11 protein-coding genes are annotated in these 12,235 nt (G+C 59.0%); 3 read left to right on the top strand and 8 right to left on the bottom strand.

Going from position 1 to position 12,235, the window contains the following annotated elements:
• Positions 1-42: 42 nt before the first annotated feature.
• Both DSL70_RS16240 and DSL70_RS16235 read right to left on the bottom strand, forming a co-directional pair.
• Positions 43-1,317, bottom strand: a complete 1,275-nt coding sequence (locus tag DSL70_RS16240) for an alpha/beta fold hydrolase (RefSeq protein WP_119309008.1) — start codon at positions 1,315-1,317, stop codon at positions 43-45.
• 74 nt (positions 1,318-1,391) lie between these two features.
• The gene (locus tag DSL70_RS16235; RefSeq protein WP_119309007.1) at positions 1,392-2,504 is read right to left on the bottom strand and encodes a M24 family metallopeptidase; all 1,113 of its coding nucleotides are present in this window, start codon (positions 2,502-2,504) and stop codon (positions 1,392-1,394) included.
• Positions 2,505-2,684: 180 nt separating this feature from the next.
• Here DSL70_RS16235 and DSL70_RS16230 point away from each other — a divergent pair, with 180 nt between their 5' ends.
• Positions 2,685-3,647: a dihydrodipicolinate synthase family protein gene (locus DSL70_RS16230; RefSeq protein ID WP_119309006.1), complete on the top strand. Its 963-nt coding sequence runs from the start codon at positions 2,685-2,687 to the stop codon at positions 3,645-3,647.
• Between the two features lie 91 nt (positions 3,648-3,738).
• Here DSL70_RS16230 and DSL70_RS16225 read toward each other — a convergent pair whose 3' ends face one another.
• Positions 3,739-4,776, bottom strand: coding sequence for an Ldh family oxidoreductase (locus DSL70_RS16225; RefSeq protein WP_119309005.1), 1,038 nt, complete (start codon positions 4,774-4,776; stop codon positions 3,739-3,741).
• A 175-nt stretch (positions 4,777-4,951) separates the two neighbouring features.
• On the opposite strand from DSL70_RS16225, the gene DSL70_RS16220 reads away from it, so the two are divergent.
• A complete protein-coding gene (locus tag DSL70_RS16220) occupies positions 4,952-6,469 on the top strand; it encodes an aldehyde dehydrogenase (NADP(+)) (protein WP_119309004.1) in 1,518 nt (505 codons plus the stop codon).
• A 123-nt stretch (positions 6,470-6,592) separates the two neighbouring features.
• Positions 6,593-7,837 (top strand): NAD(P)/FAD-dependent oxidoreductase, encoded by a 1,245-nt coding sequence (locus DSL70_RS16215; RefSeq protein ID WP_162916798.1) that lies wholly within the window; start codon positions 6,593-6,595, stop codon positions 7,835-7,837.
• A 123-nt stretch (positions 7,838-7,960) separates the two neighbouring features.
• Here DSL70_RS16215 and DSL70_RS16210 read toward each other — a convergent pair whose 3' ends face one another.
• From DSL70_RS16210 to DSL70_RS16190, 5 genes are all read right to left on the bottom strand, one after another.
• Positions 7,961-8,797, bottom strand: a complete 837-nt coding sequence (locus DSL70_RS16210; RefSeq protein WP_205563296.1) for an inositol monophosphatase family protein — start codon at positions 8,795-8,797, stop codon at positions 7,961-7,963.
• A gap of 283 nt (positions 8,798-9,080) precedes the next feature.
• Positions 9,081-9,968 carry a flagellin gene (locus tag DSL70_RS16205; protein WP_162916796.1) on the bottom strand — a complete coding sequence of 296 codons (888 nt, stop codon included), beginning with the start codon at positions 9,966-9,968 and terminating at the stop codon, positions 9,081-9,083.
• A 14-nt stretch (positions 9,969-9,982) separates the two neighbouring features.
• On the bottom strand, positions 9,983-11,341 hold the full coding sequence (gene flgK, locus DSL70_RS16200) for a flagellar hook-associated protein FlgK (RefSeq protein ID WP_119309000.1): 1,359 nt from the start codon (positions 11,339-11,341) through the stop codon (positions 9,983-9,985).
• A 138-nt stretch (positions 11,342-11,479) separates the two neighbouring features.
• Positions 11,480-11,965, bottom strand: a complete 486-nt coding sequence (locus DSL70_RS16195; RefSeq protein WP_119308999.1) for a hypothetical protein — start codon at positions 11,963-11,965, stop codon at positions 11,480-11,482.
• 3 nt (positions 11,966-11,968) lie between these two features.
• Positions 11,969-12,232 (bottom strand): hypothetical protein, encoded by a 264-nt coding sequence (locus DSL70_RS16190; protein ID WP_119308998.1) that lies wholly within the window; start codon positions 12,230-12,232, stop codon positions 11,969-11,971.
• Positions 12,233-12,235 lie beyond the last annotated feature (3 nt).

Raw genomic sequence — 12,235 nt, 5'->3', positions numbered from 1 at the left:
TTCCGCGCCTTTTTCTTTTCCATCTCAGGGCGGCCAGCGGGCCTATTGCTTGTTGTCGACCAGCCCCATCAGTCGTTCCAGAACACGCGAATCCTGACGCAGCCCGTCATGTTCATATTCATTGGTCACCCAGGCCTTGAGATTACCCACCCGGCCAGCGGTCTCCAATGACAGCCCGGCATCGACATACATGTCGTCGAAATAGACGGCAGCGGCCACTGGCACCTCGTTGGCGGCCAGACGGACCTTGTCGTAGAAGCGACCGTTCATCGGCCGTTCTGCCAGGGCCATGGTGGCGTCGCGGAATGGGCGAAGCGCCCGGATTTCATCGAACATCCATGGGAACATCATCTCGCCGGTGAACAGCAGCGGCCGGTAGGTTTCGGCAAAGACCGGATGTTTCTCCCGCTCCCGCTGCGCCGCCCAACTGGATGTCCGCCCGTCCTGACCATAGATCGCCTCCTGCAGAACACAGAACAGCGGATTGGCGGCAAAACCGGTTCCCACCATGATGCTGGCAAGGAAACCCTCCGACAGCTGGCCATCCGCACAGATCGCCTCATCCAGCAGCCAGTGCACTTCCTCATAGCCGGGCTTCATGCCGAACCCAAGGCCGAGGGTCTGCAAGCGGCGCACCGTCAGGCGATCACCATCGGGCAGGCGAATGTCTTCACTGGCCAGAATATCGGCGATGCGGGCAACCTGTGCCTTGTCGGCCTCATAGCGGGCATAATAATGACGGTTCTTTTCGGCCACGCGCGGGAAGGTGCGTTCATAGACATCCTCTGCCCGGGCATCAATGCCAGCAAGGCCACCAGTGACATAGCAGGCGTTGAGCGCCTCTGGTGCCATCGACAGATAGCAAAGGGTCAGAAAGCCGCCATAGCTTTGGCCAAGGGTTGACCATTTGCGCCCGCCATAGACGCTTTTGCGCAGATGCTCGCAGTCGCGAATGATGCTGTCGGCACGGAAGCAGGACAGGAAGTCGGCGCCCTTCTCGGCAGAGGCGAAGCGTTGCATGTGGCGCCCTTCCACCGGAGACGACCGACCCGTGCCACGCTGGTCGAGCAGCACCACCCGGAAGCTCTTGAGCGCCGTTTTCAGCCAGACCGGGCCACCCCCTTGTGGCCGAGGCCCCTTGCCACCGGGGCCACCCTGCAGAAAGACCAGAAGCGGCAGATCCTCGTCCTTGCGGGTCGGGTCGACCACCTCGCGGGCGAACAGCGTGAGGCTTTCACCGTCTGGCTGCGCCCAGTCAAGCGGCACCGGCAGTGTGATATCGCGACAGGCGATGCCGGGGAAGATGCAATAGGTCATGACACTCTCCTCAAAGGGGCATGGAGGGATTGGGAAGGGAGGAGCCGGGCTCCTCTCCCCCTGTAGTGATGGGATCAGACGGCTGCGATGAGATCGCGCGGTTTGTCCGACAGGATCTCGACGCCGTCCTTGCGCATGATGGCAATGTCTTCGAGGCGAACGCCAAAGCGACCAGCGAAATAGATGCCGGGCTCGATGGAGAAGACCATGCCTTCCTCAAGCACCGTATCGGAGCTTGCCGAGATATAGGGATGCTCATGGATGTCGATGCCGAGTCCATGGCCGGTACGGTGCAGGAAATTCTCGCCATATCCGGCCTTGGCGATTGCCGAGCGGGCGGCATCATCCACGGCACTGGCCCGAACGCCCGGTTTGGCGGTGGCAATGGCCGCCTTGACGGCGCTTTCAACGATTTCGGCAATGGCTTCATAGCCTTCCGGCTTGGCCCCGAAATAACCCGAACGGGTCATGTCGCTCGGGTATCCGCCCTTGCGACAGCCCAGATCGATCATCAACGGCATGTTCTCTTCCAGACGGGTTTCGCCGCTATCATGGTGGGGGAAGGCCCCGTTGACACCAAAGCAGACACTGGCAAACTCGGTGGTTGCCCCGTTGGCGGCAAAGAAGTCATCGATGAACTTGACGACCTCCAGCTCGGTCATACCGACCTTCAGACTGGCGAAGGCTGCCGTGACACAGGCATCGGTCAGCAGGGCATTCTCCTTGAGCTGATGATATTCCGTCTCGTCCTTGCGGCAGCGCAGATAACCAAGGGTCTCACCGAGAAACTGGCGTTTGGCAGCAGGCAGGGCATCAAGCAGCAACAGGGCGAAGTCGGCGCGCATGGCCTCATCGACCGCCACCGAGACGCCGTCCCGATTGAGGCCGAAGTCTGCCAGCATGGTCTCAAGGGCATCCTGCGGGCCGTCGGCATCCACCCAGCAATAGAAGGGCAGATCCGTGTGCTGGCGGACGCTGTTCTCGTTGAGGGCAGGCATTAGGAAAGCCGCATGATCCCGTGTGACCAGCACCATGACCGGGCGTTCATCACCATGTGCGGAAACACCAGCCAACCAGGCCATGTTCGACGTCGGGCCAACCGCAACGAGATCGGTTCCAACCTCGGCCATCCGTGCCCTGAGTCGCGCCAGACGCGTAGAATAGATGTTTTCAGGGGAATTACTCATCGCGAATCACTCCATTTCGTTATTCCTGTCAACAAGATAGAAAAAATCCGTGCTTTACGCCACATTTCTTGTCGACAATTAAAATACAATTGGTATTGTCTCTGCATAACAATAGAGCTTTCTTTCCACCCCGAAAAGACGGGACCGGTCGGGTTTCTGGATAAATCTTGGGAGAAATACATGGACTCCACTATTTTCACATGTTGCATGCCTGCGCTGATGACGCCATGCAAGGAAGATCGCACCCCCGACTATGACGCGCTTGTCAAACAGGGCAAGGAAATGATCGACGTCGGCATGGGGGCCGTGGTCTATTGCGGGTCGATGGGCGACTGGCCTCTCCTGACTGACGAGCAGCGCATGAAGGGTGTCGAGGTTCTGGTCGAAGCCGGGCTGCCGGTTGTTGCCGGTCTCGGTGCGATGAACACCAGGATGGCCGCAGCCCACGCCGCGCACGCCCAGAAGGTTGGTGCCAAGGGTCTGATGATCATCCCGCGCCAGCTGTCCCGCACATCGGTCGCCTCCGCCCAGAAGGCCCATTTCGAAGCCGTCCTGTCCGCAGCACCTGACCTGCCGGGTGTGATCTACAACAGCCCCTATTATGGTTTTGCCACCCGCGCCGATCTGTTCTTCGCGCTGCGCAAGACCCACCCGAACCTTGTCGGCTTCAAGGAATTCGGCGGTGCAGCAGCGCTTTCCTACGCTGCGGAAAACATGACCAGCAGCGATGGCGATGATGCCCTGTTGATGGTTGGCGTCGATACGGCAGTTTTCCATGGCTATGTCAATTGCGGTGCGCAGGGTGCCATCACCGGCATCGGCAACATCCTGCCCAAGGAAGTTCTGCTGATGATCGCCCTTTGCCAGAAGGCCGTGGAAGGCGATCTGGAAGCTCGTCGTCTGGCCCTCGAGCTAGAAGCGGCGCTGGCGGTGCTTTCCAAGTTCGACGAGATGCCGGATCTGGTTCTGAGCTTCAAATACATGATGGTGTTGCGCGGCAAGACTGAATACACGCTCAACTTCAATGAAAGCGATGTGCTCAGCGACAGCCAGATGGGCTTCATCGCCAAGCAGCTCAAACAGTTCGACGACTGGTATGCAAACTGGAGCACGCAGCCTTCACTCGCTCCATATCTCGGGTAAGACGCCATCTGACGCTTTATCCGGGCCGTTGCCCAGTCCCCCGCAGAGCCCTCCTGCCATTGGCAAGAGGGCTCTGTTTTTTCATTCCCGCTCAGAGGCTGACGCCATCGAGCCCTTCCTTTTCGAAGCGTTCGAGCAGGGCGCGCTCCTTCTCATCGAGCGCGATACCTTCGGCCATGGTCTCTTTGCGGGCAACGAACCGGCGCTGGGACGGCAGGCGGGCGCCCTGCCCCGTGATCGCCTCCAGCATCATTTCGGCGCGGGCAAACGGATCCCCTGCCCGACCTGCGGCAAATTTCACCGGATCAAGTGCCAGAATCAGTTCTCCGTGATGAGGAGCAAGGGTCGTTGTGCCCAAGGCTTCCAGAGCCTCCGGACTTGTCAAATCGCCGATCATGGTGCCGGCAAGCAGCTCGATCATGGTCGAAATGGCTGACCCTTTGTGGGTTCCGAACGGCAGCATGGAGCCTTCCAGAACTGCGGCAGGATCGGTGCTGGCATTGCCGTCCCTGTCGATCCCCCAGCCCTCAGGTAGCTGTTTGCCAGCGCGCTTGTAAAGCTCGATCTCGCCACGGGCAGCCATTGAGGTGGCAAAATCGAAGACATAGGGATCCTTGTCAGGACGCGGCCAGCCGAAAGCCAGCGGGTTGGTGCCCAACAGCGGAGCCTTACCGCCGAACGGCGCAACCGTTGCATAGCTCGGACACATAGCGAGCCCTGCCAGACCGTGCCCGGCGATGGCCTCGACCTCATGCCAGAGGGCGGAGAAATGGGTGCAGTCATTTATGACCATTGCGGCCAGACCAAACTCTCTGGCCTTCTCCACCAGCATCGGCAGACCGAAATAGAAGGCCGGGTTGGAAAAGCCCATGTTGGCGGCGATCTTGACGATTGCCCCATCGCTGGACATCAGCTCTGGTTTGACGTCCGGCTTGACCTGTCCGGCCTTGATGGTTCTGAGGCACCCCTCGATGCGATAAAGTCCATGTGCCGCACAGTGGTCACGTTCTCCTGCGACAATGACATGAGCAAGGCAGTCAGCCACTTCATCAAGCGCTCCGGCCTGTCGAAAAATTTGGGAGACACGGGCTTCCAGAGCCTCGGGCGTGACCATTTCTTTTTGTGACATCTTGTCCTCTTTATGGTTCAAAAAGCGTATCTGGTGATTACAATTGCGAGGTGAATTCGCGACAATGTGTGGTTCCCGAGAGTAACCGTTATTCCCCCGGTTGCCAAATGCATACAAATTGTATTATCTGTGTCGTCAGAACTTCAAGTCTTTCCTGCAGCAAAAGGATATTCCCATGAGCTATACACCACATGGCAGCCATCTGATCGCGGGCGAGAAGGTCAAAAGCAAAGAGATTTTCTCCTCGGCGCCGGTCTCCGGACCCGCACATGAATTTTCAAAAGGCACTCCCGAGCTTGTAGCAAAAGCCTGTGAAGCTGCAGAAGAGGCATTCTGGTCATACGGATATTCCTCGCGCGAAGAGCGTGCACGCTTTCTCGACTGCATCGCCGATGAAATCGAGGCCCGCGCGGCCGAGATCACCGAAACGGGCCATCTGGAAACCGGCCTGCCGACAGGGCGCCTTGAAGGCGAACGCGGCCGGACCACGGGTCAGCTGCGCATGTTTGCCAATCATATCCGGGCTGGTGAGTATCTCGACCGTCGCCTGACGGAAGCCCTGCCAGACCGCAAGCCGCTGGCCCGCCCGGACCTACGCCTGATGCAGCGCCCGATCGGCCCGGTTGCCGTGTTCGGCGCTTCCAACTTCCCGCTGGCCTTCTCGGTTGCCGGTGGCGACACCGCCGCTGCGTTGGCCGCAGGTTGCCCTGTCGTCGTCAAGGGCCACAGCGCCCACCCGGGTACTGGCGAGATTGTCGGCGACGCCATTGTTGCCGCCGTCAAGAAATGCGGCATTCATCCGGGCGTCTTCAGCCTTGTTCAGGGTGGAGGTCGCGAGGTGGGCACTACGCTGGTTCAGCATCCGCTCATCAAGGCTGTCGGCTTCACCGGCTCCTTCTGGGGCGGCAAGGCACTTTATGACCTCTGCGTTTCGCGGCCGGAGCCGATCCCGTTCTTTGGCGAACTGGGTTCGGTGAACCCGATGTTCGTTCTGCCGGAAGCGGCCAAGGCCCGCGGCGATGAACTGGGCAAGGGCTGGGCAGGATCGCTGTCGGTCGGCGCTGGCCAGTTCTGCACCAACCCCGGCCTTGCCATCATTCTGGAAGATCAGGCCCAGGCCTTTGGCGAAGCAACCGTCGAGGGGCTGAAGGCCGTTGGCGAGCAGGTCATGCTGACGTCGAGCATGGCCGATACCTATCGCAAGGGCGTTGCCGCCGTCGCTGCCGAGACCGGCGTGCGCGAGCTGCTCACCTCGATGTGCGACATGCGCAACGCAACGCCAAACCTGTTCATCGTCTCCGGGGCCGACTGGCTGTCCAACAAGGCGCTGAAGGAAGAAGTCTTCGGCCCGATGGGCATCATCGTCACGGCAAGGGACGAGGCGGAAATGCTGACCATCGCCAAGAGCTTTGAGGGGCAGCTGACAGCAACCATGCTGCTCGATGCAGGCGACAAGCCGTTGGCTGGCAGACTGCTGCCGATCCTTGAGCGCAAGGCAGGCCGCATTCTGGCCAATGCCTTCCCGACCGGCGTAGAGGTCTGCGACTCCATGGTCCATGGCGGGCCATTCCCGGCCTCGACCAATTTCGGGGCAACGTCGGTTGGCACCATGTCCATCCGCCGTTTCCTGCGTCCTGTCTGCTATCAGGACATTCCGCTCGACGTCCTGCCAGAGGACGCCAGAGACATGTAATCGGAAGGCGCCGGACAGCGACCTGTTGTCAGGCGCCTTTTTCATTGTCTTCCCGTTTGACGACGCCGCTTGATGGCGCCCAAGATGCATCCGCATTCCGGGAAATGCTTTAGGAGTATTGCTGTGTCATATGATGTTATTGTCCTGGGGGCCGGGATTGTCGGCGTAAGCACGGCGCTGCATCTGCAGGAGCGTGGCCTCAAGGTCGCGGTGCTGGACCGTCAGGAACCGGGCCTTGAAGCCTCTTACGGCAACGCCGGGATCATCGAGAAGGACGGCCATGTGCCGCTGGTCATTCCCAGCGAGATCGTGCCGCTCTTGAAATATGGCAGCAACCGTCAGGTTTCCATGCATTATCACCCGACGATGATGCCGCGCCTTGCCCCGTGGCTGTTCGCCATGTGGCGCCTGTCGACGCCATTCGGCATCGCCTCCTATGCCCGTCGCGTCACCCCTCTGCGTCAGGTCTCGGCCAAAGAGCATTACCATTTCGCTCAGGACGCCGGCATCATGGACAAGTTCCGCGAAACCGGCTGGATCAACCTCTATCACAGCCCGGAAAGCTTTGAATCCACTGCCCGCACGCTGGGATATGCCGATGAATTCGGCGTCGAATATGACGTCGTCGGCAAGCATGAGCTGGAGGCGCTGGAGCCCTCTTTCCACTTTACCGACAAGGACAAGGCCATTCACTGGAAGGGCTGCGTCTCGGTTTCCTCACCCGGTGGCGTAACACAGGCCTATGCATCCCTGTTCAAGGGGCGCGGCGGCTCCCTCCTTTTGGGGGATGCCCGCAGCCTCAAGCAGGAAAATGGCGCCTGGACTGTTTCTTCGCAGGACGGCCCGGTTTCCGCTCCAAAGGTGGTCATTGCCCTTGGGGCATGGAGCATGGATCTGCTCAAGCCGTTTGGCTACAAGTTCCCGCTGGAGGTCAAGCGCGGCTACCACCAGCATTTTGCCAGCAACAACGGCGCCAGCATGAACCGTCCGGTCGTCGATGAGGACATCGGCTTCCTGCTGACACCGATGGAAGATGGCATTCGGCTGACCAGCGGCATCGAATTTGCTGCCCGTGACGCCCGCAAGACCCCGGTACAGGTCAAAAAGGCCACGGAATGGGCAAAGAAGCTCTATCCGATCGGCAAGCCGGTCGAGGATGAACCGTGGATGGGCTTCCGCCCCTGCTTCCCGGACAACCTGCCCCTGATCGAAGCCTCCCGGCAGCATGAAGGCATGTATTTCAACTTTGGCCATGGCCACATGGGCTTTGCCGTTGGCCCCATCACCGGCAAGATGACCGCCGATCTCGTGACCGGTCAGGAGCCATGCCTCAGCGTTGGCGGTTTCTCTTCCCGCCGCTTCTTCTAGGCGCAGCGCCACAGGCGCCTGATGGCGCTGCCGCATACGACCCCGAGCCTCGCCAGAGACCAAAAGCGTTTCTGGCGAGGCTTTGTCGTCTTGGCTGTCTCTGCCGTCACCGTCACCCTACGGTTATTGATCTAGCCATTGCAGTTGTTCACGCAGGGCTTCGAGACTCAGCTTGTTGTGAGCAATCAGAAAGACGCCTTGATGATCGGTCGGGGCGTAGGGCCTGCCATCAAGACAGACAGCATCACCACCCGCCTCCTGGGTAATCAGCACACCTGCGGCGTGGTCCCACGGGTTCTTCTTGGGGCTGAGGATGAAGTCGGACCGGCCCTGCGCCAACATGCGATATTCATGGCAAGAACACTTGAGGCAATCAAGGCGCCCGAACTGGGCGGCCATCTGGGCGGCGAGCCGTTCACGCTGCCGTTCCGGAAAAATGAACAGCGGCAACATGCCTTCCAGTTCACCATAGGGCTTTGAGCCCGAAGTTTGCAGCCTTACCCGCGCGGCATCCGGGCGGCAGAACCATGCGCCGTTCCCCCGGCTGGCCATAATCCAGTCGTCCATCACCGGATCATAGAGGAGACCGAACACGGTCTGGCCCTTGTAGGTCACAGCCAGAATAACGCCAAACATCGTCAGGCCATTGGCGAAATTCCATGTGCCATCGACGGGATCGATGATCACGGCCCAGTCGGTTTCGGGCATCTGGCCAAGGATCGCGGGATCGGCCGCAACGGCTTCCTCGCCGATGATCAGGGCACCGGGCAGAATATCCCGAGCGCCCTTGCTGATCAACGCCTCGGAGGCAACATCGGCATCGGTGACCAGATCGTCATGACGGGTCTTGACGCGCACGGACCCTGCTCCGAGATTGCGGAAGCGGGGCATGATTTCGGTTTTGGCGGCGCGGCGGACAAGATCGATGAGTGCCTTTTGCTGGTGGGTATCAAGTGTCACAAGCGGGCTCCTTGCTGTTGCTGTTGGCTCTTTTCTGGAGAGCGATAGAGTATGCTTGCCTTGGCAAGACTCGCGCTCTTTTAGGCCACCGCCCATGACAGGGGAATGACCGGTGGGGTTCAAAAAGGAGCTATGGGAAATCATCCAGAGGCGCGGCAAGAGATTGCCGCAGCAGAGGTAAGCCCAGCATACGCCGTGCAGCGTCCTTTGCAACAGTCACTGGCGACCAGCGCCATTTAGAGCCAGCCATTACCCGTCAAAGCACTGAGCGCCGAGGATGCGTTCAGAGGTAATCGACAAGCTTGAGGTTGATGATCTTGCTAAGAGCGGAGAAGCTTGCTTCCAACTGCGTCTCATACGAGGTCGCCAGAATGGCGGCTTCGGCAACGTCAATGGAGGTTTCATCCTTGGCCATTTCCTTGGCTTCGGCGATGAAGTCCTCTTCATTCTGGATGTAGCTTTGAAGACGGCTCGATGTACTGCCTGCCTTGCTGGTGGCGGCGATGATACCATCCTGCGCACCGACCAGCAGGGCATCCACATCAGCAAGCTCGCTGGTGTCGGTAAGATTGCCATTCGCCACATAAGAAAGGGCACGGAAGGCCTGTTCTATGCCGTCAATCGTCGCCGTGGTGCCATAGTTCATCTGCTGGCCGTTATCGAGCCGGATCGACTGGATATAGCTGTCACCCTGATAATAGTCCGTGTTGACCGTCGTCAGATCTGTCGCGGAATAGGCAGACAGATCAACCGGTGCAGTATCCGTCATGCTGCCAGAGAACAGGTAGCGCCCCTGATACTGTGTGTTGACCATCAGCTTCAGATCTTCCAGATATTCCGCAGCATTCTGTTTGAGCGTATCCAACTGGTCGGAGGAACTGGTGCCAGACACGGCACTTCTGGCATTGGTCAGAATGTCGGTGATATCCTGCAGCACCGAGGCTGCCATGTCGCTGCGCGAAATGACTGTTTTGGCTGCAGAAATGTTGGCTTCGGCGCGAGAGACCGAAACATTGAGATCGACCACCTTGCCCGCGCTGGCCCCAAGCCCGCCATAATCGGTGCTTTTCAGGCCCGATGATTGCTGCGCCTGAACCTCGGCCAGCTTGGCCTGCGTGGTCATCGTCTTTTGCAGCAAAGACGACGTTGTTTGAAATGTTGCTACGCGCATTGCCATGTCGTCACCTATGAAACTGCCGCCTTGAGATCATCGAACATTTGCTGAAGTGTGCTCAGGATGGTGGATGCGAGCGAGTAGAGTTGTTCCAGCTCGGAGAGACGCGCGGTTTCCTCATCGACATTGACCCCGTAGGCAGACGAGATCGCATCCGATGCTGCCGTCAGATCTGTATTGGCAGTGGTCAGCGACGTCGTGGCGCTTTGCGCGTCAGTGACAGCGGCGGAGAGAAGCTCGGTCGCATATTCAGCAAATGTCCGATTCCCGGCGGGCAGATTGCCAGCAGCGGCAAAGGCCGTGTCGCCCTGCAGGGCATCAAGCAGGTTGTTGGCGGTAGTTGCCCTGTTGCCAGTGCCCAGAAGGGTGGTCGGATCAGCCAGCAGGGTGCTTTCAACGGCAATGTCGCTGGCGCTCGTGCCGGTCAGCAGATTGCCACTCAGGCCTGCAACGGAATTGAGGGTCGAAACCAGCGTCGTGGCCATTTCGTCGAGTGCAGACTGATACTCGGGCAAGGTCTCGTCGCGCAGTTCAAGCAGGGCACCAATCTTGCCGTCCCCGCCGCTGAGACGCGCCGTGATATCGGAGCCATTGACGTTGACCGTTATCTGCCCTTCGGCATCGGTTCCCGTTGAAAGAAGATGAGCCGTCGATCCGACCAGCATCTGGCCTGAGGTGGTGTATACCTTTGTCGAGCCGTCTTCCGTGCTGAAGGACTTGATGTCTATGAGACCCGACAGGCCAGCCAGAGCCGAATTGAGCTGATCCTGCAGATCGGCAGTGCTGTTGCCAGAAGCCTTTTCAGACCGGATCAGATCGTTCAGCTGATCGATGGTCTTCAGATAGTCATTTGCCTGGGAAACACTATCACCAATCTCCTGGTCGGCCGTGTCGACCATGTCCTGCAGTGTCTCGGCGGTGTCGCGTATCTGTACCGTCAGATCATCCAGTGCCATAACAGCATTGTTTGCCAGTGACGTGCTTTCCGGCGTCGTAGCCAGTTGGGTAAGTGCCTCCTCAAAATCGGCAAAGAAGGAGGCAAGAGAGGTCCCGGCCCCTGTCTGATCGGCAAGCGTTCCCAGGGAGGATTGCAGTTTGCCCAGATACTCGGCAGTGGTCGTCGCCGATGCCGCCTGCGATGTGGCATCCAGAAGGTCGGACATCAGATATTTGCTGACTGCGGAGGTAACACCATCAATGGAGACACCTCCCCCGATCCCGTCGAAGGTTCGAGAACTGGCGGAGGCTGACTTTGCGGTATAGCCTTTCGTGTCTGCGTTGGCGATATTGTTTGCCGTAACAGACACCTGGACCTGCGTCGCCCCGAGCGAGCTTGACGCGATATAGCGCGCCACATTCAGCGATGTCATTGGCCATTTCCTCCTGTGATCCCCGATCCTCCTGCAACCCCGGCCCCTCCTGCACGGGGAGGGTCCAAGGCGTCAGATTGGTTCTCCTGCCTTGCATCCGGACAGGATTGCCCGGAACGACAGGATTCGGGATTGGCCTCAGGCCTTGCGCCCTCCCTTGAGGGAAGCGGCATATGGTGTGCTCCGAGCGCCCTGTCCGGCAGCGCCATAGGATGGCAGGGCGCTGGCGTCCTGCTTGTCCCGAATGGCCCGCATGATGGCGTTGATGCGGCGCTCGTTGGCCGACATTGCCCGGCTGAGCTGACTGGCGTTTTCCATGAAGGACTGGGCGAGAATCTGGATGCGATCCTGCAGATTATTGAATTTCTCTTCCGAAGCGTACAGGAACACTTCCCGCTCCGCCTTGAACCGCTTGAAGAAGCTGTCGAACTCGCTTGCCAGTTTCTGCTTCCTGACAAGCAGATCATCCAGAGAGGTCGGTCTGCCGCTTTCAAGACGCAGGTTCTCTTCTCCGGCAATCCGGATCAGCTCATCAGCCACTTCGATTGCATTATCGATGGCGTTTTCGATCCGTTTGATATCACGCTCGGAATGGACCATCGTCGTATTCAGTTCTGTATTCATGGTTCACCCTTGGCTTCTGCTCGCTTTGCGATATTGGTTCAATTGGGAATAGGCGCCGGCAACCTGATTGGCCTGCGTCGTCCGGGCACGTTTTTTTCGAATGATTGCCTGCTCACCTTTCATGTGAAGCAGCAGATCCTTGAGCGCGTTTCTGGCAACCAATAGCAGGAGCTTGCCGGACTCACTGTCCGGCTCTCTCTCGTATTGGTAGATTTCTGCCGTAATGCGCCTCAGTTCAGCTTTGCAATGGGCCAGATCATCCGACATTCA

Source organism: Cohaesibacter haloalkalitolerans, assembly GCF_003574655.1.
Lineage (GTDB): Bacteria > Pseudomonadota > Alphaproteobacteria > Rhizobiales > Cohaesibacteraceae > Cohaesibacter > Cohaesibacter haloalkalitolerans.
Note: the sequence above shows the minus strand (reverse complement) of the source record. Positions and strands in the feature narration are given on the sequence as shown.